19 protein-coding genes are annotated in these 22939 nt (G+C 55.1%); 18 read left to right on the top strand and 1 reads right to left on the bottom strand.

Features of this window, described 5'->3' with window-relative positions; translation table 11 throughout:
* Window positions 1-13: 13 nt before the first annotated feature.
* The 10 genes from NI000_RS27575 to NI000_RS27530 all read left to right on the top strand — a co-directional run bounded on the left by NI000_RS27575 (window position 14) and on the right by NI000_RS27530 (window position 14659).
* On the top strand, window positions 14-2194 hold the full coding sequence (locus tag NI000_RS27575) for a (Fe-S)-binding protein (RefSeq protein ID WP_375541010.1): 2181 nt from the start codon (window positions 14-16) through the stop codon (window positions 2192-2194).
* Between the two features lie 167 nt (window positions 2195-2361).
* Window positions 2362-4758, top strand: a complete 2397-nt coding sequence (locus NI000_RS27570) for a 3-hydroxyacyl-CoA dehydrogenase/enoyl-CoA hydratase family protein (protein ID WP_253414579.1) — start codon at window positions 2362-2364, stop codon at window positions 4756-4758.
* Between the two features lie 23 nt (window positions 4759-4781).
* Entirely contained in the window at window positions 4782-5966 is a 1185-nt protein-coding gene (locus NI000_RS27565) for an acetyl-CoA C-acyltransferase (RefSeq protein WP_253414578.1), read from the top strand.
* Window positions 5967-6186: 220 nt separating this feature from the next.
* Window positions 6187-7968: an acyl-CoA dehydrogenase family protein gene (locus tag NI000_RS27560; protein ID WP_253414577.1), complete on the top strand. Its 1782-nt coding sequence runs from the start codon at window positions 6187-6189 to the stop codon at window positions 7966-7968.
* A 16-nt stretch (window positions 7969-7984) separates the two neighbouring features.
* Window positions 7985-9682 (top strand): AMP-binding protein, encoded by a 1698-nt coding sequence (locus NI000_RS27555; protein ID WP_253414576.1) that lies wholly within the window; start codon window positions 7985-7987, stop codon window positions 9680-9682.
* A gap of 33 nt (window positions 9683-9715) precedes the next feature.
* Window positions 9716-10141, top strand: a complete 426-nt coding sequence (locus NI000_RS27550; RefSeq protein ID WP_253414575.1) for a PaaI family thioesterase — start codon at window positions 9716-9718, stop codon at window positions 10139-10141.
* A gap of 51 nt (window positions 10142-10192) precedes the next feature.
* The gene (locus NI000_RS27545) at window positions 10193-10513 is read left to right on the top strand and encodes an SCP2 sterol-binding domain-containing protein (protein ID WP_253414574.1); all 321 of its coding nucleotides are present in this window, start codon (window positions 10193-10195) and stop codon (window positions 10511-10513) included.
* A gap of 159 nt (window positions 10514-10672) precedes the next feature.
* Window positions 10673-11209: a sigma-70 family RNA polymerase sigma factor gene (locus tag NI000_RS27540; protein ID WP_251602812.1), complete on the top strand. Its 537-nt coding sequence runs from the start codon at window positions 10673-10675 to the stop codon at window positions 11207-11209.
* Complete coding sequence (locus tag NI000_RS27535; protein WP_253414572.1) at window positions 11206-13593, top strand: DUF4179 domain-containing protein; 2388 nt, start codon at window positions 11206-11208, stop codon at window positions 13591-13593. The genes NI000_RS27540 and NI000_RS27535 overlap by 4 nt, the downstream gene beginning before the upstream one ends.
* Before the next feature lie 25 nt (window positions 13594-13618).
* Window positions 13619-14659, top strand: coding sequence for a hypothetical protein (locus NI000_RS27530; protein ID WP_253414571.1), 1041 nt, complete (start codon window positions 13619-13621; stop codon window positions 14657-14659).
* Between the two features lie 76 nt (window positions 14660-14735).
* Here NI000_RS27530 and NI000_RS27525 read toward each other — a convergent pair whose 3' ends face one another.
* On the bottom strand, window positions 14736-15215 hold the full coding sequence (locus NI000_RS27525; protein ID WP_253414570.1) for an Lrp/AsnC family transcriptional regulator: 480 nt from the start codon (window positions 15213-15215) through the stop codon (window positions 14736-14738).
* A gap of 242 nt (window positions 15216-15457) precedes the next feature.
* Between NI000_RS27525 and NI000_RS27520 the strand changes: the two genes are divergently transcribed.
* From NI000_RS27520 to NI000_RS36825, 8 genes are all read left to right on the top strand, one after another.
* Window positions 15458-16384 (top strand): DMT family transporter, encoded by a 927-nt coding sequence (locus NI000_RS27520; RefSeq protein ID WP_253414569.1) that lies wholly within the window; start codon window positions 15458-15460, stop codon window positions 16382-16384.
* Between the two features lie 51 nt (window positions 16385-16435).
* A complete protein-coding gene (locus NI000_RS27515; RefSeq protein ID WP_253414568.1) occupies window positions 16436-17149 on the top strand; it encodes an aspartate/glutamate racemase family protein in 714 nt (237 codons plus the stop codon).
* Window positions 17150-17282: 133 nt separating this feature from the next.
* Window positions 17283-17786 (top strand): RNA polymerase sigma factor, encoded by a 504-nt coding sequence (locus NI000_RS37330; protein ID WP_253414567.1) that lies wholly within the window; start codon window positions 17283-17285, stop codon window positions 17784-17786.
* Window positions 17787-18057: 271 nt separating this feature from the next.
* Complete coding sequence (locus NI000_RS27505; protein ID WP_253414566.1) at window positions 18058-19224, top strand: ROK family transcriptional regulator; 1167 nt, start codon at window positions 18058-18060, stop codon at window positions 19222-19224.
* Window positions 19225-19476: 252 nt separating this feature from the next.
* Window positions 19477-21219, top strand: coding sequence for a methyl-accepting chemotaxis protein (locus NI000_RS27500; protein ID WP_253414565.1), 1743 nt, complete (start codon window positions 19477-19479; stop codon window positions 21217-21219).
* A 71-nt stretch (window positions 21220-21290) separates the two neighbouring features.
* Window positions 21291-21524: a hypothetical protein gene (locus NI000_RS27495; protein WP_054973853.1), complete on the top strand. Its 234-nt coding sequence runs from the start codon at window positions 21291-21293 to the stop codon at window positions 21522-21524.
* Between the two features lie 191 nt (window positions 21525-21715).
* Window positions 21716-22360, top strand: coding sequence for an ethanolamine utilization microcompartment protein EutL (gene eutL / locus NI000_RS27490; protein WP_253414564.1), 645 nt, complete (start codon window positions 21716-21718; stop codon window positions 22358-22360).
* A gap of 26 nt (window positions 22361-22386) precedes the next feature.
* Window positions 22387-22923: a BMC domain-containing protein gene (locus tag NI000_RS36825; protein WP_301292722.1), complete on the top strand. Its 537-nt coding sequence runs from the start codon at window positions 22387-22389 to the stop codon at window positions 22921-22923.
* Window positions 22924-22939 lie beyond the last annotated feature (16 nt).

Raw genomic sequence — 22939 nt, 5'->3', positions numbered from 1 at the left:
GATGTAACAAATGATGTGGCTCATCGTGAATCTGCTCGCCTTTCTTGCTGTAACAGCGTACGCAATCCGCCTGTTTTGGAAAGCCGTGTCTCACCGCTATGCGTATATGAAGCTCGGACAGCCCGTAGATTTCCGGCAGCAGGGCAAGGAGCGGCTGGGCGAGTTTATGGCCGAGATATTCGGCCAGAAGAAGCTGCTGAAGGACAAAAAAAGCGGAATCATGCACGTCGTTATTTTTTACGGCTTCATCATCCTGCAGTTCGGCGCTTTGGATCTGATCGTGAAGGGGCTGCGAGGAGGGGCAAGCGTATCGTTCCCCGGGTACGCCGTCTTCGGTCTGCTGCAGGAGATTACGGTATTCTCGATCCTCGTGGCAATGGGGTATGCGGTCTACCGCCGCTATGTGGAGAACCTGCCCCGCCTGAAAAAAGGCTGGAAGCCGAGCATCGTCGTCTTCTTTATTTTCGGCTTGATGCTGTCCGTGCTGCTGTCGCTCGCCTTCGAGCGGCTGTGGCTTGGCTCGCATACGAGCGCAGCTTACGCTCCGATCTCCTCCGCGATTGCGGCGGCGTTCGAAGGCCTATCCGGCCAGACGGCGGCGGTGCTGTTCTATGTATGCTGGTGGCTCCACCTGCTGATCCTGCTGGCATTTCTCGTGTACGTGCCGCAATCGAAGCATTTTCATATTTTGACCGCGCCTATCAATATATGGTTCCGCCGCAAGGAGCCGGTAGGACGGTTGAAAAAGCTGGATTTGGAAGACGAAGAAGCCGAGTCGTTCGGCGTCGGCAAGATCGAGGATTTTACGCAAAAGCAGATGCTCGACTTCTATGCCTGCGTCGAGTGCGGGCGCTGCACGAGCGTATGCCCGGCCTCGAACACCGGCAAGACGCTGTCGCCGATGCACCTGATCGTCAAGCTGCGCGATCATCTCACGGAAAAAGGCACCGCGGTGACGTCCAAGTCCCCATGGGTGCCGGAGTTCGCGTTCTCCGCGGCAGGGGCCCATTCGATGGAGGCGGCGGCCGAGCCGGGCGTCCGGTGGGAGACCGAAGGGATCACCGACATTCGTCCGACGCTGGCATGGCAGAAGAACGCATGGAAGGTGCGGGAGAAGCCCGCTGAGGAAGCGGAGCTGATCGGCGACGTGATGACCGAGGACGAGATCTGGTCCTGTACGACGTGCCGCAACTGCGAAGACCAATGTCCGGTCGGCAACGAGCACGTGGACAAAATTATCGATCTGCGCCGGCATCTCGTCCTGATGCAGGGCAGCATGCCGCACGAGGGCCAGCGTGCGATGCAAAATATCGAGCGGCAGGGCAACCCTTGGGGACTCAGCCGCAGCGACCGGGTGAAGTGGACCGGGGAAATCGACGGCATCGCGGTCCCGACGGTCAAGGAAAATCCGGATTTCGAGTACTTGTTCTTCGTCGGCTCGATGGGCTCCTACGATCTGCGCAGCCGCAAAATATCGCGGGCGTTTGTCCGGCTGCTTCATGAGGCCGGCGTCAGCTTCGCGATTCTCGGCAACGAGGAGAAAAATTCCGGCGACACGCCGCGCAGGCTTGGCAACGAAATGCTGTTCCAACAGCTGTGCGCGGAAAATATCGCCGTTTTCGAGAAATATGGCGTCAAAAAAATCGTTACCGCTTGTCCGCATACGTACAACACGCTCAAAAACGAGTACCCGGACTTCGGGTTGGAAGGCGTGGAGGTGCTTCACCATACGGAGCTGCTGGACCGGCTCATCCGGTCGGGCAAGCTGACGCCGCGCCATGCGGTGAACGAGCGGATCACGTATCACGATTCGTGTTACCTGGGCCGTTACAACAACGTTTACGAGCAGCCCCGCAACGTGCTGCGCGCGATCCCCGGCGTCGAACTCGTTGAGATGGAGCGCACCCGTGAGAACGGGATGTGCTGCGGAGCGGGCGGCGGCATGATGTGGATGGAAGAAACGTCGGGCAAGCGCGTCAATCTGGCGCGGACCGAGCAGGCGCTCGAAACGAACCCGACGGTCATCAGCAGCGCGTGCCCGTACTGTCTGACGATGATGGAGGACGGCACGAAGATGAAGGAAGCGGAAGACCGCGTCAAGGCGAGAGATATCGCCGAAATACTGGAGCAATCCGTATTCGGCGAATCCCATATACAACCGGCGAACGATGCAATCGGCGTGGGCGGATCGTAAGACCGGCCCCTGCCGTCCCTGTGAGGCGAATGCTTGGCGGGGACGGTGGGCGCCGATAGTTACGCAATGAGATTCGCCTGCCTGGCTGCAAGACGCCGCCGAATGCTTTACTCACACGTTTGGTTAAGCAATCTATATCAAAAACGTATTGGGAGGTAAGCAATATCATGATGAGATCGATACGCAAAGCAGCCGTCATCGGGTCGGGTGTCATGGGCTCCGGCATTGCCGCCCATCTGGCGAACGCTGGAATTCCCTGCCTGTTGCTCGACATCGTTCCGAAGCAGCTGACGGAAGAGGAAGCGGCCAAAGGGCTCACTCTGGAGCATCCTGCCGTGCGCAGCCGATTGGCTGTCCAAGCGATAGCCAAGCTGAAAAAGACGAAGCCGGCACCGCTGTACGACAATACTTTCGCAGAGCGCATCACGCCGGGCAACCTGGAGGATCATTTGGCGCAAATTGCGGACGTCGACTGGGTCATTGAAGTGATCGTCGAAAATTTGGACGCCAAGAAGCAGCTTCTTAGCAAGATTGAGGCCCACTGGAAAGAAGGCACCGTCGTCAGCTCGAATACGTCCGGCATCTCGATCAATGCCATGTCCGCCGATTGCGGCGAAGCGTTCAAGCGCCATTTTCTCGGCACGCACTTTTTCAATCCTCCGCGCTATATGAAGCTGCTTGAGGTGATTCCGGGCGAGCATACTGACCCGGCCATCGTCAGCGGCATGAAGCAATTTTGCGAGAACCGTCTCGGCAAAGGCGTCGTCCTGGCTAAAGATACGCCGAACTTCATCGCCAACCGGATCGGCACGTACGGACTGCTCGTCACCCTGCAGGAAATGCAGGAGAAGGGGTACCGCGTCGAAGAGGTGGACGCCGTAACGGGTCCGGCGCTCGGCCGCCCGAAAAGCGCGACGTTCCGCACGCTCGATCTCGTCGGACTTGACACGTTCGTACATGTGGCGAATAACGTATACGAGAACGTCTCGGACGAAACCGAGAAGGCCGTGTTTGCCGAATCGCCCGTGCTGCGCGGCATGGTGGACAAAGGCTGGCTCGGCGAGAAGTCGGGACAAGGCTTTTATTTGAAGAAAAAAGGGCCGAACGGCAGCGAAATTTTGTCGCTCGACTTCTCGACCATGGACTACGTGCCGCAGAAAAAAGTATCCTCCGCCTCGTTGGAAGCGGCGAAGCTTGCGAAGGGCGCGCGGGAGAAAACGAAGGCGCTGCTCGGAGCGGGTGACCGTTACTCCGAGCTGGCGTGGAACATTTTGAAGAAGGTGCTCGTGTACTCGGCCGCCAAGCTCGGCGAAATTGCCGATTCGATCCGCGAAATCGACGAAGCGATGAAATGGGGCTTCGGCTGGGAGCTCGGTCCGTTCGAAACGTGGGACGCCATCGGCCTGGTCCGGTCGGTTGAGCGGATGGAAGCGGAAGGCACAGCTGTTCCCGGCTGGGTGAAGGAATGGATCGCACAGGGCAATACGTCGTTCTACAAGAAGCAGGACGGCGCAGCGTTCTTCGTGCACAGCGGGCAATATAAGGAGCTGGAAACGGCGCCGGAAGTCATCACGCTGCGCAGCCTGAAGGAGCAGAACCGCGTCGTGAAATCCAATAGCGGCGCCAGCCTTATCGATATCGGCGACGGGGTCGCGTGCCTCGAATTCCATTCGCCGAACAATGCGATCGGGGCGGACATTCTGACGATGATCCAGCAAAGTCTGGATGAAGTGCGAAGCAATTACGACGGGCTTGTCATCGCCAACCAGGGGCGGAACTTCTGCGTGGGCGCGAATCTGATGATTTTGCTCATGGAAGCGCAGGACGAGGAATGGGACGAAATCGACAGCATCATCCGCCTGTTCCAGAACACGATGTACAAAGTCAAGCGGTTCGAAAAGCCGGTCGTGGCGGCGCCGCACCGGATGGCACTTGGCGGCGGCGTGGAGGCGTGCATGCCGGCGGATCAGATCGTCGCTGCGGCGGAGACGTACTTCGGCTTGGTGGAAGTCGGTGTCGGCTTGATTCCGGCCGGGGGCGGCTGCAAGGAGATGGCGCTTCGCGTGAGCCAGCATGCCGCGCATCCGGACGCTGATCTGCAGCCATACTTGAACCAGGCGTTCGAGACGATCGGCACGGCGAAGGTGTCGGCCAGCGGCAACGATGCGTTCAAGCTGGGGCTGTTCCAGCCGACGGACCGGATCGTCATCAATCAGGACCACTTGATTCACGAAGCGAAGCAGTCCGTTTTGCGCATGGTGCAAGGTGGCTACGAGCCGATTCGCGAAGAAAAAATCCGTGTCGCCGGAGCCGAAGGCAAAGCGGTGATGCAGCTCGGTGCTTATTCGATGCGGCAGAGCGGCTATATCAGCGATCATGATGTGAAAATTGCCAATAAGCTGGCGCACGTGCTGGCCGGAGGCGATGTGCCCGCAGGCTCGCTGGTGACGGAGCAGTACATGCTCGATCTAGAGCGCGAGGCGTTCCTTAGCTTGTGCGGCGAGCCGAAAACGCAGCAGCGCATGCAGCACATGCTGTCCAAAGGCAAAGCGCTGCGCAATTAATAATCCCGGGAGAGGTGAAACCCATGAGAGAAGCTGTAATCGTATCGGTCGCCCGCACCGCGGTCGGCAAAGCGAAAAAAGGCCGGTTGGCCCAAACGCGCGCGGAGGATATGGGCAAGGCCGTGCTCGAAGCCGCCATGGAGCGGGCGCCCGGTCTGAAAAAAGAGGATGTCGAGGATGTGATCATCGGCTGCGCCATGCCGGAAGGCGAGCAGGGGCTGAACTTTGCCCGCATCATGTCGCTCTATGCCGGTTTTCCGGTGACCGTTCCGGCATTGACGATCAACCGTTTTTGCTCATCCGGCCTGCAATCGATCGCCTTCGCGGCTGAGCGGATTATGCTCGGTTCGTCCGACGTGATCGTTGCCGGCGGCGTCGAGAGCATGAGCCACGTGCCGATGACCGGATTCAAGCTGTCGCCGAATCCGAAGATCGTGGAACAAATGCCGGAGGTCTATATCGGCATGGGCCATACGGCCGAAAATGTCGCCGAGCGGTTCGGCATTTCCCGTGAGGATCAGGACCGGTTCTCCGCACGTTCCCACGAAAAAGCGGCGGCTGCGATCCGCGACGGGAAATTCCGCGACGAAATCGTTCCGCTGCAGACGCAATGGACGCAGGTGGACGACAGCGGGAAGGTCAAGAGCGAATCGTTCGCGTTCGATACCGACGAGGGCGTCCGCGCCGAGACAACGGCCCAGGTGCTGGGCAAGCTGAAGCCGTCCTTCAAGTTGAGCGGCACGGTAACGGCGGGCAACTCGTCGCAAATGAGCGACGGCGCGGCCGCAGCCGTGCTGATGAGCAAGGAGCGCGCGGAAGCGCTCGGTTTGAAGCCGCTCGCGACGTTCCGTTCGTTCGCGCTGGCCGGGGTCGACCCGGAAATTATGGGCGTCGGGCCGGTGGAGGCGATTCCGAAAGCGCTCCGGATGGCCGGCCTTTCGATCGGCGATGTCGATTTGTTTGAAATCAACGAGGCGTTCGCGTCCCAATGCGTGCATATCATTCGCGAGCTTGGCTTGGACGAAGAGAAGGTCAATGTGAACGGCGGCGCGATCGCGCTCGGTCATCCGCTCGGATGCACGGGCACGAAGCTGACCACGACGCTGATTCACGAGCTGCGCCGTCGGGGCGGCGGCATCGGTGTCGTCTCGATGTGCATCGGTGGCGGCATGGGCGCGGCCGGTGTGTTCGAGGTTCATGCGGGTTAAAAATCCGAGTGAAAAAAAGCGGAGGGAGCGGAATCATTCTGGTCCAGACTTTGCGCAGCAAAGTCACATCGTAAGCATAGCTGGTCGCCTTTGTCCCCGGATTCTAACCAATAAATGGGTTATGTAATCAAAGAATTCGGGGACAACAGCGATCGGAAGAATGATCCGCTCGCACAGCCTATTTTCACCATATCCAAATAAACGAAGGAGAGATTCGGACATGAGCAAAATGATGAGCAAAGTGATCGGCGGAAGCTTTATTATCGAAGATATCGATTTTACACGGGTCGTGACCCCGGAGGACTTTACGGAAGAGCATCGGATGATCGCGCAGACGACGGAAGACTTCGTCGCCGGCGACATCGCTCCTCACGACGAGGAGATCGAGAAGCTCGATTACGAGCTGTCCGTGAAAATGCTGCGCAAGGCCGGGGAGCTCGGCTTGCTCGGCGCGGACGTACCGGAAGCGTACGGCGGGCTCGGCCTTGACAAGGTCAGCTCGACGTTGATCAACGAACGGCTGACCAAGGCTTCCGCTTTCGCGTTGACCGTAGGCGCGCACGTCGGAATCGGCACACTGCCGATCGTGTATTTCGGCACCGAAGCACAGAAGAAAAAATATTTGCCGCAGCTGGCGACAGGCCAGAAAGTCGCCGCTTACTGCCTGACGGAGCCTTCCTCCGGCTCCGACGCGCTGGGCGCGAAAGCGACGGCGGTCTTGTCCGAAGACGGCAGCCATTATATTCTTAACGGTACGAAGCAGTTTATTACGAACGCCGGCTTTGCCGACGTGTTCATCGTGTACGCAAAAGTGAACGGAACCGACTTCAGCACGTTCATCGTCGAACGGACGATGGAAGGAGTGAGCATCGGACCGGAAGAGAAGAAAATGGGCATCAAAGGCTCGTCCACATGCCCGCTCATTCTGGAAGACGTGAAGGTGCCGGTGGAAAACCTTCTGTGGGAGGTTGGCAAGGGCCACTTGATCGCCTTCAACATCCTGAACATCGGCCGCTTCAAGCTTGCTGCAGGCTGCGTCGGCGCCGCCAAGGATGCGATTGAGCTTTCGGCCAAATACGCCAACGAACGGACGCAATTTGGACGCAAAATTTCGTCCTTCCCGCTCATCGGAGCCAAGCTGGCTGACATGAACACCCGTACGTACGTGCTGGAAAGCATGGTGTACCGGAACGCAGGCTTGTTCGACGAAGGCTTGAGCGAAGTCGATCATGGCAGCGCCAACGTCGGGCAGCAATCGGCCAAAGCGATCGCCGAGTATGCGCTGGAGTGCTCGATCAACAAAGTATTCGGCTCCGAGACACTGGACTTCGTGGCCGACGAGGGCGTACAAATTCACGGCGGCTACGGGTTTACCCAGGAATACCGGATCGAGCGCATTTACCGGGATTCCCGCATTAACCGCATTTTCGAAGGCACGAACGAGATCAACCGGCTTCTGATCCCCGGAACACTGATCAAGCGCGCGATGAAGGGAGAGCTGCCTTTGATGCAAAAAGCGATGGGACTGCAGTCCGAGCTGCTGTCGCTGGTGCCGGGGCAGACGTTCGAAGGGACGCTGGAGCAGGAGAACCATCTGCTGGCCATGGCGAAAAAAATATTTCTTATGGTCGGTGCGCAAGCGGTGCAAAAGTATCAGACGAAGCTGGACCAGGAGCAGGAAATTTTGAGCCATCTGGCCGACATCATGATTTCCGTCTTCGCGATGGAAAGCGCGCTGCTGCGCACGAAGAAGCTGATCGCCGCAGGCGGCGAAGGCAAAGCGCTGAACGCCACGGACATGACGACCGTCTTCGTCCACGAATCGTTCGCACGGATTGAGGAATGGGCGAAAGAAGCGCTGGCTGCGATGGAATCCGGCGACATGCTGCGCACCCAGTTGTCCGTCTTGAAAAAACTGACCCGCAAAACCCCGATCAATGCGATCGAGATCAAGCGCGAAATCGCTTCTCGCGTCATCGAAGCCGAAAAATACGTAATTTAAGCTTGAAACCTGACAAATGGGGTGGTCGAACTTGTCCGACAAGCCATGGTTAAGACATTATCCTGTCGAAGTACCATCGACCTGCGAATACCCGAAGCAAAACTTAGCGCATTTTTTGGTACAAACGGCTTCGGACTATCCGAACCAAACGGCCTTATACTTTTTAGGCAAAAAAATAACGTATCGTCAACTGCTTCAATCCGCTTACCGCTTTGCGAACGCCCTTGCGAGTCTGGGCGTTCGCAGGGGGGATCGGGTCGCGGTGATGCTGCCCAATTGTCCGCAGGCGGTGATCGCCTATTACGGGACGCTGCTCATGGGCGGCATCGTCGTCATGACCAATCCGATGTATATGCCGCGGGAGCTGGAGTACCAGATGAAGGACTCCGGCGCCCATGTAATCGTTACGCTCGATCTGTTGTACGAGCGCGTCGCGAAGGTGGTCCCGCTGACCGGGATCAAGCATGTGATCGTTACTTCCATCAAAGACTATCTTCCTTTTCCCAAGAACGTGCTTTATCCGTTAAAGGCCAAAAAAGATAATCTGAAACGCGACGTTGTCTACGGAAACGGCGTCGCTTCGTTTATGGAGCTGCTGGAGCAGGCGACGGCAACGCCGCACGAGGTGCAGGCCGATGCCGACCGCGATCTGGCGCTGCTTCAATATACCGGCGGCACGACCGGCATTCCGAAGGGCGTCATGCTGACGCACACGAATCTGATCGCCAATACGATGCAAAGCAGGCTTTGGTCGTACCGCTCGCAAATTGCGAAAGAAACGTATTTGGCGGTCCTGCCTTTTTTTCATGTGTTCGGGATGACGGTGCTGCTGAATCAAGCCGTGTATACGGCGGGCACTTTGATTTTGATTCCCCGCTACGAGGTGAATCAGGTACTGCAAACGATTGATAAGCTGAAACCGACCGTTTTTCCCGGTGCGCCGACGATGTATATTTCGCTTATTCATCATCAGAACATCAAGCGCTTCGATTTGTCGTCCATCCGGTTCTGTATCAGCGGCTCGGCTTCTTTGCCGTTGGAAGTGCAGGAATCGTTCGAATCGATTACGGGCGGCAAACTGATCGAAGGGTACGGCTTGACCGAAGCGTCCCCCGTGACGCATGCCAATAACATTTGGGAGAAGCGCAAGCTGGGCTCCATCGGGATTCCGTTCCCCGATACGGATGCCCGGATCGTGAACCCGGAGACGGGCGAGGAAATGCGGATCGGCGAAATCGGAGAGCTGACGGTTCGCGGTCCGCAAGTCATGAAGGGCTACTGGAACAAGCCGGAGGAAACTGCGAAAATATTGAAGGACGGCTGGCTGTATACGGGGGATTTGGCCCGAATGGACGAGGAAGGGTATTTTTACATTTTGGACCGGCGCAAGGACATGATTATTGCGAGCGGTTACAACATTTATCCGCGCGAGGTCGAAGAAGTATTATACGAGCATCCCGATGTCGAGGAGGCGGTCGTCGCAGGAATCATCGACACCTACCGCGGAGAAACGGTTAAAGCGTATATCGTGCTGAAGCCCGGAGCGAAGGGCGATGCCGATGCGTTCAAGGCATGGTGCAAGGAGCGGCTTGCGGCGTACAAGGTGCCGAAGCAGTACGAGTTCCGTGATAGCTTGCCGAAAACGATGGTCGGGAAAGTGCTTCGCCACAAGCTGGCGGAGGAAGAAGCGGAGAAGCTCAAGAAAAACGGCTAGGACGCTTACATTTTATTTCCGGGAGGGCCTGGTATGGACAATCAAGCATCGGCATTTATCAAACGCCTGGAACAAGCGGCACGCGGATCGTTCTGGGAACATATCGGAGCCCGGATCGATACGTTCGCTCAGGATCGGGCGGCCGTATCGCTGAGCATCCAGCCGCATCATCATAATCTGATCGGCATCGTGCACGGCGGCGTCCACGCTACGCTGCTCGACTCCGCCATGGGGCTTGTCGCCATGGCTGCGAGGCCGAACGAGAACGTCGTCACGACGAACCTGAATCTGCATTATATGGCCCCAATCGCCAAGGGGGAAATGAGAGTCACCGCCGAGATCATACACAGCTCGGGGCGCATGATCACCGCGCAAGGGCATGTGTATAACGAAGAAGGGCAGCTCTGCGCCTTCGGCACCGGAACGTTCCGTATCGTCGAATGGCGGGGGACCGAATAAACCGGAGTGACAGGGCATTATCATTTAGGAGGAAGGAGGGAAGGACGGCAAATGACGGTCAAGGAAAGCTTACAGGAGATGGTAGAGCGGATGCAGGCGAATCCGGAGCCGATCCGGCCGCTTCATTACGTGTATCAGTTCGAGCTGGACGAAAACGAGCCGTTTCAGGTCCGCTTCGATTCCGGCACCGTCGAAGTACTGGAAGGAACGCCCCATCCGGCCGACTGCACGCTGAAGCTGTCAGCCTCCAATTTCGTTAAGCTGCTTCGCAACGACTTGAACACGACAATGGCGTTTATGCTCGGCTCGCTCAAAGTGGACGGGCGTGTCGGCTTGGCTTTGAAGCTTCAGGAAATTTTGAAGGCGTATTAATTGTTTGATTGGATTAGCAAAATCATGAATGGCAGGCCGCCTCCGGCATTTTTCCGGGAGGCGGCTTTTCGTTTTTGAAAAAATTTTTCGCCATCGAAAGCCAAATGCATCTGTCCATGGTCTAATAGTATGAGAAGGCAAGGAGCCGGGGGTGACCGCATGGATATAGAAAAGCTAGTCAAGAAGGCGCAAAAGGGCAACGACAAAGCGTATTTACAATTGTTCCAGCACTTCGAAGAGACGATTTACCGGACGGCGTACGTCCACGTCGGCAATAAGGAGGACGCGCTGGACGTTGTGCAAGAAACCGCCTATCTTTCGTTCAAATCGATCCAAAGCTTGAGAGAGCCGCAATATTTTAAAACATGGCTGATCAAAATTGCAATGAACTGTTCCATGAACGTGCTGAGGCAGCGGAACAAGATCATTCCGTTCGAATCGGAAGATGCGGAACAATTGAGTGGGGGCCGGGACGACGGCGGCGACGAGGAAATTGCCCTTTCGGTGACGCTGAACGATTTGATCGAGAAGCTCGATACGAACGAGAAAAGCGTCATTATGCTGAAATATTACCAGGATTATACGATCCAATCGATTGCCGAGCTGCTGAATCTGCCGCTTGGCTCGACCAAGACGATCCTGTACCGAGGCTTGAACAAGCTCCGGCAACGTTTAACGAGAGGTGAGATTTCATGAGCAACAAAGTGACCGAAGAAATCGAATCCATCGAAATCCCCCGGGAGCTGCGCGAGCGGAGCAGGCTGGGGATCGAGCAGGCCCGGCGGGAGCTTGGACTTCGCACTTGGCGAAGCAAGCTGACCAAGACGGCGGCCATCGCTGCGGCAAGCGCCGGTTTGATTGTCGCTTTGGGGGCAGCTACGTCTCCGACCTTCGCCTCGTATGTCAAATCGTTGTTTACTTTCTATAACGTGGACGAGGGCTTGAAGAAAGCGGCGGACGAAGGCTTCGCCGAGCCGGTAAACCGCGAGGTGACGGATCAGGGCATTACGCTCAAGGTCAAGGAAGTGGTGAACGACGTCTTCCGCCTGTCGATTGTGTACGGACTGGAAAAGGACGGGAAGCCGCTGGATACGGACCTGTTGTTCGAGAACTTTACGCCGACCGATCCCGAGCAAGACCCGTACGTGAACGAATATACGTTTACGGATGAGAACGGGAAGGAGTTAAATCTATTTCAGCAGTGGAAACAAGTCGGGAACGATCTGATGCTTTACATTTCGCTCGATGAAGTCGCACCCGGGAAAGAAGTGAAGTCCTTGGCGGATATTCCGAACAAGCTCTTCGTCGATTTCAATGTAACGCTAATCGGAAAGACTTCGGGGAAATGGCATCTGAACGTGCCGATCGATCTGGCAAAGGCGAAGGCGTCGTCCGCGGTCATCCCACTGAACAAACGGTATGAGTCGCCGTTCGGATTCAGTCTCGACTTCCTTCAGCTCCGCCACGGACCGAGCAAGTCGGAGATGCTTGTTCAAGTCAATGAAACGCAGAAGTGGAAACGATCGTATCAAGTCGACCCTTCCTTCCGTTACCAGATTAAGGACGGGCAAGGCCGCGTGATTGCAGCGGAGGATTTTTTACCGTTGTATGACCTGGCCATCGGAAGCAAAAACACCCTTCCACAATTTGCAAACGGGCAGGGCAGCAGTGGGAAAATGCGCTTCTGGCATCCTTTCTTGCCTTTCAGCGATGCCAAAGACTTGAAGCTTGAATTAACGACGGTGTACACGGTGGAGCGGATGGCTAAGGATTTCTCCGTCTCGTTTGACCTGAAGGAAGTCATGAAGCAGCCGCTGACAAAGGAGACCGAGGGCAAAAAGCTGGCCTTTACGGCGCGTTTGAAAACGGAGGAAGCCCAGGAGCGCTTGTCCGACGGCCGTGAAGCGTTCAAGGGGCAAGGCTGGGTCATTGAAGCCGACCAGCAGCTTGGCGCGGATACGCTTGATTTGAAGTGGGCGTTGCAAGACGGCCAAGGCCAGGAAATGACTCCCGGGCAACAAGTGGCTTTGCTATCGCAGGACGAGAAGGGCAATTACCGCAACCGAACGCTGTTTTTCTTTCAGGACGTCGTTGCCGTTCCCGATCGCGTGACGATGACCTACAACCGCTATACGAAGGCCAATCCGGTAAGCTGGAGCATTCCGCTCGAACCGTCGTCCGATCCGGCGCTGTCGGAAGTCCCCAGGGCATTCGATATGACCGTAGAGGACTTGAACAAGCCCGAGATCGTAGCCAAAGCAGAGAAAGCCATGCGCGAGCTGGTTCCCGGCGAGCTTATCGAAATGTATGGGGTGACCGAGCTGAACGACCGGTGGTTCCTCCATTTGAAGGGGGAGGATGCCGGCATGGCCATCGTAGATAAAGCAACAGGCGAGCCGTTTATTCTTCGCCGCAATTATGCGTACGACAAGCTGGATGATGCGCTGCGGCATAAAGCGGAGCAGGCGATGCAGGAGCTGGACCCCGGACAGAACGGGTGGTTCGAACAAGGACAACGGCTCAAGACGAAGGATCAGAACGAATGGATCATTCGCGGCGAGCGTGCCGAAGTCGTTATCGATGCGGTCACGGGGGCCGTGACGAAAGCTGCCTTAAAATATTCTCCCAAGGAGGTGAACGCGCAAATTAAAGCAGCCGCCGAGCAAGCGTACGCAGCGCTGTCGAACGGCAAGGAGATGCGGATAAGAAGCGTGGAGCGGGTAAAAACGCCGCTCAAAGACGTATGGGAGCTCGCTGGTCCGGGAAGGCGTTTCATTGCGGATATCGGAGCGGTAACCCATCAAGTGACGTCGGCCAGCCTAACCTATAAGGACGATGTATACGGCAACGAGGCAAAAGCCCGGACGCTCTTCGCGACCCCATACTATACGGCGGAGAAAGCTCTGGAAGCCGTCGGTCCGGAGGTGAAGAAGCTGTTCGGACTCGATCTGGAGGGTTATCGGGCGAACGTTCAATGGAACGAGTACACGTTTACGAAGCAAGGGGCGGCGACCGTCAAAGCGAAGATCAATGCCAAAGGCGAGTTTTGGGAATACCGAATGGAATCCGAGCAAAGCTAGAGCGATTAAAGAGGAGGATTTTTCTATGAAAACGACAAAAAAATTACTCGCACCGATGCTTGCTTTAAGCATCCTTTCCGCCACACCGGCAATCGCCGCAAATGTGGAGAAACCTTTCCACGATCCCGGACTTATCCAGATCGCAAAAGTGGACCAGCGCTATGTGACGGCAGCCCAAAAAGCCGTCGAGCAATACGGCAACGGCAAATCGTTCCAACTGGAAGAGGCGTTAAAGGACGAATATTTTGCAGATGATCATACGAAAAAAGTACACTGGATCATTCAGTCGAAAACCCGCGATGCGATTGTCACGGTCGACGCCGACTCGAACAAAGTGCTGAAGGTTAGCGTGAAATTCGAGCTTGCCGAAATGACGGGGGAATATGCCAAATATTTGCCGATGGCGGAAGCGGCCGTTCGGCAATTGTACGGGAACGCGGATGTGAAGTTCGAGAAGGCTTCCTTTTTCAGGGATGAGACGCTGGGTACGAACGACTTCCATTTTTCCACGAACGACCGCCAATTTGTAAGGGTGGATGCCGTGAAGAATGAAGCGACAGCCGCCTTCCTCCAATATAAGCTGGCGGATGTCGATCCGAAGGCCGTTTCGACGGCCGAGCAGGCGGTGGGGCTGCTGTCGAAGGCGGATGATCAGCCTTTCACCGATGCCGAGTTCCAGCGTGACGATGAAAGAGAAGTGTGGGAATTGAAGCGGCTTGTAACCGGAAATGACAAAGCGTTAGGCATGGATGAAGACGGAAAGCAGCGGGTGGCGTCTGCAACGATCGGCGCCAAGACGGGAAAAGTGTACCGGGTGGAATTTTTGAAGGCACTGGGCGACAAAACGAAAAAATCGTTGACCAAGGAACAAGCTACGGCTATCGTACAGGCCGCCGTTCAACAAATTTACGGAACCGATCTGACAGGCTACACGCTAACCGTAGATGACGATTGGGGAGACTATAAGTTCAGCAGCGAGGGCAAGGATACCATCGTAGCTAACTTTACAAGTGGCGGTCAGTTGTACAGATTGTCTTTGAATACGGAGTTTGGAAAGCAGAATTAGGCTTGTTGAAAGGTTAGAAAAAGGAAAGGTTCCGGTCTCGGGCAATCATGTCTTGGGCCGGAGCCTTTTTGACATATTATTGGTCCACTATAGGCAAAACGGTAGAATATTTAATTTCTCTTAACGCCAGACTCGTTTGGATTCGCGCGATGCCGAGCTTATTCAGCTTTCGGATAAAGCTCTCCAATTCCTTGCGGTCTTTGTTCGCTACCTTTAGTAGATAGTCATACTCTCCTGTTAAACAATGACACTCCAATACTTCAGGCATGGAGCTTAATGCCTTCTCCAGCACTTCCAGTTGTTCGGCTTGATGGATGTTCGTGCTCATAAAAATAAAACATAATAAATCAAAGCCAAGCTTTTCTTGATTTAAAATCGCGACTTGGCGCTTGATGAACCCTTCGCTTTCCAACCGTTTCACCCTTGCATGTGTAGCCGGCGGAGACAAGTTCACCCGCCTTGCCAGCTCGGCATTGCTTAACTGTGCTTCTTTTTGCATCAGATCCAAAATTTGAATATCCACTTCGTCCAGGACTTTGCTTACAAGAGATTCCATGCGATTCTTCTCTCCCTTTACAATATTCGGAAAATAGGACGGTTTCGATTTGGAAAACGAATATAATTCAACGAGAAGGCATTCTTAACTTATATTATTTTGATTTATTTATATCTTACAAAATGATCTACAGTCCGATCAATAAAAATGATATGATCGTTAATGAATTCGATGTAAATGTCATTGTGCACAATGGCTTCCGTTTTTCGCTGTCACGGCGAAAAGGTAAAGGAGCTAATGACATGCCGAACAGGTACGTTTTGCTGCTGCTATTAACAAGCTTGCTGTGGGGAGGAAATTTTGTCGTCGGAAAATCGCTTGTGGGTCATGCTTCTCCGATGACGTTGACGAGCATCCGATGGATCATTGCCGTTATGTGTCTTTTCCCCATCGTCTGGTGGAAGGAAAAAACGATACTCCCCTCGCGGGCTGCCCTTCTTCCGTTGTTTTTCATGGGAATTACAGGCGTCGTTCTATTTAATCTTTTTCAATTTATGGCATTGGAACGGACAACAGCTACAAATGTCGGATTAATTTCCGCATTGAATACGATTTCGATTTCCGTTTGTTCCTTTTTATTTCTAAAAGAAAGAATCAACATGCCGCAAATATTTTCTATGCTTTTTTCGCTGGTTGGCGTCATTCTTGTTCTTTCCAAAGGAAATGTCGATCAGCTTCGAACTTTTCATTTGAATACGGGCGATTTATGGATGATGGGCTCTGTATGTGTGTGGGGAATCTATTCCGTTTGCAGCAGATGGGCCATGAAGAACACATCGCCCATGAAGTGTACGCTTTACTCCGGGATATTCGGGCTTATCGTTCTTCTTCCGTTCAACTTCTTCGACTTCACCGTGTCCAATATCAACGGTTCGTTTATCCAATCGATTTTATATACAGGCGTGATCTCTACCGTAGTTTGTATCGTGTTATGGAATATCGGGGTCCAAAAGCTAGGCGCGACCACAGCGGGGATGTTTTTGAATTTCAATCCGGTATTCACGGTGATTTTAGCGTTTTTATTTTTAGGGGAACAAATGACGTGGATCCAAGGGGTCGGGGGCTGCGTGGTGATCATCGGATGTTATTTGTTCTCGGCCTTCAAGACAAAAGCGGTTACGGCAAGCAATCAACGGCACGGTCTTGCTCATTGGCGGAGTAAGATTTAAGATGTTGAGGGGTCATGTAAACGATATCTATAGTTAGAGGTGCTTAATCTGATGAAAACCATAGGTCTTATTGGAGGCATGAGCTGGGAATCGTCCTTGCTCTATTACCAAATCATCAATCAGCGCGTGAAAGAAAAGCTTGGCGAGCATCATTCTGCCAAAAGTCTCATGTATTCCGTCAATTTCCAAGAAATCAAGACGCTTCAGCATCAAGGGAAATGGGATGAAGCTACCAACCTCATGATCGATTCGGCGCGTAAACTGGAAGCGGCCGGTGCCGATGTCATCGTCATATGCACGAATACGATGCACAAGATGGCGCAAGAAGTGGCGGAATCGGTTTCGATCCCGCTGCTTCATATCGCAGATGCAACGGCGCAAGAAATCGTGAAGGATGGCATGAAGAAAGTCGCTTTGCTGGGGACTTCTTTTACGATGGAGCAAGATTTTTACAAAGGCCGACTCATGGAAAAATTCGGGCTTGAAGTTATCGTGCCCAATGAAGCGGATAGAAAGATTGTCCATGATATCATCTATGAAGAGCTTTGTCTTGGAATCGTGAACGAAGCATCCAAGAAATCTTACTTAAGGATCATGGATAGTCTCAGCCAACAAGGAGCGGAAGCCATTATTCTGGGATGTACGGAAATCACGATGCTTGTATCGCAGGAGGATTGCCGTATCCCGCTGTACGATACAACTAGAATCCATGCGGAATGTGCTGTCGACTTTGCATTAAGCGAGGACTTAGCCGTAACGCCGTAACCGATCGGTCCGGTTCCCTTATCGGGGATCCGGATCGATTTTTTTTAACTCAAAAAATTTTTCGTCATTTCAAAGCCAAATGCATCCGTTATTTGTCTAATAATATGAGAAGGCAATGAAAAGGAGGCACACCATGGATCGTACGGATGAATTAAGCTTGATGAAAAAGGTTAGAGCAGGAGATACAAAGGCGTTCCGGGAGCTGGTTCGTCCGTACGAGCAACGGGCCTTCAGCACGGCGCTGGCGATTCTGGGCTCGCAGCCGTTGGCCGAGGAAGCGGTGCAGCGCGTATTCGTCGAGACGTACCGTACGCTGAAGCGGAAGGACATTCACCCGTTCCGCGCTTGGCTGGACGACAGGATCGCCTGCTCCGTCTTGGACGCCGCCGGGAAGCGGCTGTGGCAGGAGACGTTGACCGACGCCGACAGCGCTCATCCGGGGCATAGCGACTTGCTGCGGTCCGTCATGACGGTACCGTATCGTCATGGCGCTAACGTATTGCCAGCAGCTCACGATTCCGCAGATCGCCTCGCTCTTGAACGTCGACGAGAGCGAAGTAAGGAGCCGGCTTTACCGCGCCCGGTTGAAGCTGCTTCAAGGACCGTGTCCGCTCCCGGCATGATCGGAATCATATGAGATAAAATAAGAGGTCCCAGTCTTAGGCATTGTCTCATCGTCACTTAGGGCTGGGGCCTTTTGACATCTTCCATGATTTACAAACAAATATTGACAAATGAGAAATCCATGCTATGATTCAATTATTAACACCGATGGATTAATTATAGAAGTCCAATTAATTTTAACCGCTTTCAGTTTGGCGGTCCACATTTTTATGTCTTGCAATGACTTGGTAGCTGAGCTTGTTAAGACTCTAATTAACATGGGTGGAATAAAGAGGTTTTGGCGTATGAAAAAAATTGTGAAGCACGATCAAGACGTCATCCGGCAGCATAACAAGCAGATGATCCTTGATATTATTAAGGAAAAGCGGCCCATTTCGCGGGCGGAAATCACGAAGATAACCAAGCTCAGTCCGACCTCCGTCGGTCGCATTGTCGGCGAGCTGTGCGAGCAGGGGCTGGTGCGGGAAACGGAGCTCTCGTCCGGCGGCGTCGGGCGCAAGGCGATTATGCTCGATATCGATCCGCAGGCCGTCTTTTCGATCGGCGTCGATATCGGCAAGAAGATCGTGCGCTTCGGCGTGATGGAGTTCAGCGGCAAGCTGCTGTACGAGATTCCGGTTGGGCATACCGCCATCGAAACGGAAGCTGACCGAACGATCAATCTCATTACCGACACGATCAACCGGCTGGTGAAGGAGCAGGGGCTGGACAGCTCGAAGCTGATCGGTATCGGCATCGGCGTGCCCGGCGTTATCGACCACGAGCGCGGTGTCGTGCAGTATTCGTCCACGCTTGGCTGGAGAAACGTGCCGCTTGCCCGCTGTATAAAAGAGCGGACGGGGATCGATACGGTGATCGACAACGACCTGAAGGTCAAAATATTGGCCGAGTACTTGTGCGGCTCCGCCCGAGGCTCGAAGAAGACGGCGCTGATCGAGCTTGGCACCGGAGTCGGTTCCTCGCTTATCATCGACGGGGAGATTTTTCGCGGCGGCTCCAACAGCGCCGGAGAGCTCGGACATACGACGCTCGATCCGAACGGCAATTTATGCGAATGCGGCAAGCGGGGCTGCCTGCAGACGTACATCGACGAATCGGCCATTTTGCACGAAGCGAATCGGATTGTGGAGATCGGCGATATCGGACAACTGTTCGAAGCGGCCCGCAGCGACGAGAGCTGGGCGAAGGAGATTATTTCGCGGACCTCGCTGTATATCGGCATTGCGATTAACAATATCGTATGCATGTATAACCCCGACGCCGTCATTTTGAGCGGCAACATGGTGGAGAATTACAGCGATATCGTCCCTCTGATCGAGGAGCAGTGCGCGCAGGTCGTCTGGGAGCCGTTCCGGGGCGGATTCAAGATCCTCGCTTCCGATTTGAAGGAGCAGTCCATCGTCATCGGCGCGGCATCGCTCGTACTGAACAATTACGTGAACCAAAGTTGATGTGGAAGAAGGAATGTCCTTTTTGCCCAACTGAATGAAGACAGGCTGCTCGCAGGCATTGACGCCGGGGCGGCCTGTTTTTGTTTTGTCCGGGCTTCAGGATAAATTTTTTTTAAATTCCATCGACTTCCATCTAAAATTCCATCCGATTTTCAACGATATATAGTAGTAAATCGCGTTCGCGAGCCGAGCCGGGGAACCCCGGGCAATTCACAGCGGGCGTATACATCTGAGCAATAAGGAGTGCGTGCTATGAAAAATCGCAGTTTAGTCGTGAAAGCCGGATGGGTATTGGTGATCCTGCTGATCGCCATGTCGACGGCATTTACCTCGATGTCGTACCTTCGTGAAAGATCCATGTATTTCGAATCGTTATTGAATATTGAAGAAGCGCAGGACGCTCAACTGGAGCTGCAGAGCGCGGATATCCAGGCGGCCGGACAAAAGATGTCGATGAGCTACGACAAGTATATGGCCGACCCGGCGAACGTTCGTATTCAGGCGCAGCTGGAGAAAATGCTCACCAGCAAAATCGTTACCAACAGCTACTTGATGTCAACCGAGATGACGACGAAGGACAATAAGCATTATGCGAAGATGATGCAGGCCAATCGGGCCTTGAACGAACACGGAGCGAAGGTTTTGGAGGATTACGAGCTGTCGGCTCAGTTTCAGCGGGCGTATGAGGATGCGTTGAAGAAGGGGACGGGCATGACCGACGTATATACGGATGCCTCGGGCACATGGATTTCCATTCTAAGCTCTATCCGGACGGATAAGGGCGAGACGGTCGCCGTGTTCGGCCTCGACTTCGACTACGGCTTGATTCAATCGGATTTGAACCACGCGCTGCTGCTCAATATTTTGATCGGCCTTGCCATTGGCGGTCTGTTTATCGGGCTGATGATTTGGCTGCTGATTCGAACGGTCCGTCCGCTCAAACGGATGGCGGAGGTGTCGAAGCTTGCCGCAGAAGGGGATTTGTCCGTTTCCGTGCCGGTGAACGGACGCGACGAGATCGGGCTTGTCTCCGAGCATTTCAACCATATGGTCGAAAGTATCCGCAAGCTGGTGGCCAGTATCAAAACCCACTCCGACGAAGTGGCGGAATCGTCCGATCTGCTGACCGTGAGCGCGAAGCAAACGGCCGAGGCGACCGGCGAAGCGGCCCGTGCGGTCGAAGAGGTCGCGGCGGGCGCGGAGAATCAGCTGCAGAGCGCCGAGGAATGCAAGCGGGCGATGGTGGAGATGGCCACAGGCATCGAACGGATCGCCGAATCGGCGGGCGTCGTCGCCGATCTGTCCGCCGAGACGTCGCGGGACGCGGCACAGGGCAACGAGGTCGTGCAGCAGATGATCGCGCAGATGAACCGCATCGAGTCGGTCATGACCGAGACCGGCGGCGTCATCCACGAGCTGCGGAGCCGCTCGGAGGAAGTCGGCGAGATTATGACGCTGATCGCGGACATCGCGAATCAGACGAATCTGCTGGCGCTCAATGCGTCCATCGAAGCGGCCCGGGCGGGAGAGCACGGCAAAGGGTTCGCGGTGGTCGCCGTCGAGGTGAGGAAGCTCGCGGAGAAGTCCAAGGAATCGTCCGAGCATATTGCCGCTCTGCTGCGGGAGATCGAAGCCAACACGAAGCGGGCGGTCGCTTCGATGGAAACGGGCGTGAACGAAACGTCCAAAGGAACGGCGGCCGCGGGGCAAGCCGGCGAAGTGTTCGGACGCATCCTGCATGCCATTCAGCAGGTGGCCGGTCAAGTGCAGGAGGTGTCGGCGGCTTCCGAGGAAATGTCGGCAGGCACCGAAGAAGTCGCCGCTTCCCTGGAAGAGCTCGCCCGCATCGCCCAAGAGGCCGCGGACAATACGCAGAATGTGGCGGCATCCTCGGAGGAACAACTGGCGGCTATGGAGGAGATTTCCAGTGCCTCCGGCCATTTGAAGGAAATGTCGGTTCTGCTGCAGCGGCAGGTGAATACCTTTAAGCTTTGATATGCTTCTAAAGCCCCTTTTCCCCGAATAAGCTGTAGTATGGAGATTCGGATGCGAGGGGAGGAACGAAAATGAAGCGAATCACGGCACGGCGGATCGGTTGGGTCATCTTCGGCTGCATGCTGGCCTCCGCCGCCGTGCTGATGTATCTGCAAATCATAGGCGAGCTGATGCTTGGAATCGCGCTGGTAGGTATAACGTTCGTGCTATCTATGGGCCTGCTGTGGATGTCCGAGCTTGAAGACGAGGCGGCCGAACGGGAGAAGAAAGATAGGCGAATAAGCCGTTTTGAGCGGTCGAGGTAAAAATTGTGACGGCCTACTTCGATGACAGCGCTTGCAATATCGAGTGATTTGTTTTACAATTCAAATATGAGCACCAATAAAAAAATAGCATGAAGGCAACGGTGCCTTTGGATCGGAGAACGCGTTCGCACGTTCTTCGGTCCGGGGCGCCTTTTTGTCGTCTTTTGATGTATGCAGCGGAGGTGAACCAAGTGAAGCAGCCGATTCGAGCCGTACCGCTGGCCGTCCGCATCATTCCGAATGTGGACCCGGAGCTGGCCCGGAAGTTGGAGCTGAAGCCGGAAATCCGGAGTCTGGGGATGTTAACGTCGAGTATCGACGACGTCGGCTATACGGCGATGGACGAGGCGACGAAGAAGGCGGCGGTGGAAGTGGTGTATGCCCGTTCCTTTTACGCGGGATCGGCGCATGCCTCGGGCCCGCTGTCCGGAGAATTTATCGGGATGCTGGGCGGCCGGACGCCGGCCGAGGTGAAAAGCGGGTTGGACGCGGCTATCGCTTTGATGGAGAACGGCGCGTGCTTTTATTCCTTGAACAGCGAGGGCACGCATGCGTACTACGCTCACGTCATTTCGAGAACGGGTTCTTACTTGTCCCAGGTGGCGGGCATCGCCGAAGGCGAGCCGCTCGCGTATTTAATCGCGCCGCCGCTCGAAGCGGTGTACGGCTTGGATGCCGCATTGAAGGCGGCGGACGTCAGGCTGTGCCAATTTTACGGCCCGCCGACGGAGACGAACTTCGGCGGCGGCTTGCTGACAGGCAGCCAGTCCGCTTGTAGCGCGGCGGCGAGCGCTTTTGCCGATGCGGTTCTCAGCGTTGCGCGAGATCCGAAATAATCTGTTAACGAAAGCGGGTGATGGAGATGACACAGTCGATAACAGCAGCGCTGGGACTTATCGAGACGATCGGCGTCCCCGCCTTGATCGCTGCGGCCGATGCTGCGGCGAAGACGGCGGACGTTCGGGTCATGACGTATGAAAAAGCGGACGCCGGACTCATTACCGTGTATATCGTAGGAGATGTCGCCTCCGTCCGGGCGGCGGTGGAGGCAGGTGCAGAGGAAGCCCGCAAGGTAGGCAAGCTGGTCGGAACGCATGTGATTCCGCGGCCGGATCTTTCCGTTTCGGCCATGCTGGAAAGCATATGGCGGAAGGAAGCCCCGGCGGAGCCGAAGCCGTCTGTGGAGCCGGCTGCTGCCGAGGCGGCAGCGGACGAAGCGGCGGGCCTTTCCGGGACGGAAGGCGGGGACGTGGCATCCGCAGAGGCGCTGGCAAAGCTTTCGCTCCAGCAATTGCGGGAGCTTGCCCGCACCACCCCCGGATTCCCGCTGAACGCTTCCGGCATCGGCACGGCGGCGAAGGCCGAACTGATCCGGATGCTTACGGAGAAGAAGGACTGAAGGGAGTGAGAACCCG

This window comes from Paenibacillus tyrphae (assembly GCF_024158745.1).
Taxonomy (GTDB): Bacteria; Bacillota; Bacilli; order Paenibacillales; family NBRC-103111; genus Paenibacillus_G; species Paenibacillus_G tyrfis_A.
Note: the sequence above shows the minus strand (reverse complement) of the source record. Positions and strands in the feature narration are given on the sequence as shown.

Excerpts from the sequence above, each read along its gene's own strand:
- NI000_RS27575 (WP_375541010.1), top strand. The coding sequence starts at position 14 with ATGTGGCTCATCGTGAATCTGCTCGCCTTTCTTGCTGTAACAGCGTAC.
- NI000_RS27570 (WP_253414579.1), top strand. The coding sequence starts at position 2,362 with ATGATGAGATCGATACGCAAAGCAGCCGTCATCGGGTCGGGTGTCATG.
- NI000_RS27565 (WP_253414578.1), top strand. The coding sequence starts at position 4,782 with ATGAGAGAAGCTGTAATCGTATCGGTCGCCCGCACCGCGGTCGGCAAA.
- NI000_RS27560 (WP_253414577.1), top strand. The coding sequence starts at position 6,187 with ATGAGCAAAATGATGAGCAAAGTGATCGGCGGAAGCTTTATTATCGAA.
- NI000_RS27555 (WP_253414576.1), top strand. The coding sequence starts at position 7,985 with ATGGGGTGGTCGAACTTGTCCGACAAGCCATGGTTAAGACATTATCCT.
- NI000_RS27550 (WP_253414575.1), top strand. The coding sequence starts at position 9,716 with ATGGACAATCAAGCATCGGCATTTATCAAACGCCTGGAACAAGCGGCA.
- NI000_RS27545 (WP_253414574.1), top strand. The coding sequence starts at position 10,193 with ATGACGGTCAAGGAAAGCTTACAGGAGATGGTAGAGCGGATGCAGGCG.
- NI000_RS27540 (WP_251602812.1), top strand. The coding sequence starts at position 10,673 with ATGGATATAGAAAAGCTAGTCAAGAAGGCGCAAAAGGGCAACGACAAA.
- NI000_RS27535 (WP_253414572.1), top strand. The coding sequence starts at position 11,206 with ATGAGCAACAAAGTGACCGAAGAAATCGAATCCATCGAAATCCCCCGG.
- NI000_RS27530 (WP_253414571.1), top strand. The coding sequence starts at position 13,619 with ATGAAAACGACAAAAAAATTACTCGCACCGATGCTTGCTTTAAGCATC.
- NI000_RS27525 (WP_253414570.1), bottom strand. The coding sequence starts at position 15,215 with ATGGAATCTCTTGTAAGCAAAGTCCTGGACGAAGTGGATATTCAAATT.
- NI000_RS27520 (WP_253414569.1), top strand. The coding sequence starts at position 15,458 with ATGCCGAACAGGTACGTTTTGCTGCTGCTATTAACAAGCTTGCTGTGG.
- NI000_RS27515 (WP_253414568.1), top strand. The coding sequence starts at position 16,436 with ATGAAAACCATAGGTCTTATTGGAGGCATGAGCTGGGAATCGTCCTTG.
- NI000_RS37330 (WP_253414567.1), top strand. The coding sequence starts at position 17,283 with ATGGATCGTACGGATGAATTAAGCTTGATGAAAAAGGTTAGAGCAGGA.
- NI000_RS27505 (WP_253414566.1), top strand. The coding sequence starts at position 18,058 with ATGAAAAAAATTGTGAAGCACGATCAAGACGTCATCCGGCAGCATAAC.
- NI000_RS27500 (WP_253414565.1), top strand. The coding sequence starts at position 19,477 with ATGAAAAATCGCAGTTTAGTCGTGAAAGCCGGATGGGTATTGGTGATC.
- NI000_RS27495 (WP_054973853.1), top strand. The coding sequence starts at position 21,291 with ATGAAGCGAATCACGGCACGGCGGATCGGTTGGGTCATCTTCGGCTGC.
- NI000_RS36825 (WP_301292722.1), top strand. The coding sequence starts at position 22,387 with ATGACACAGTCGATAACAGCAGCGCTGGGACTTATCGAGACGATCGGC.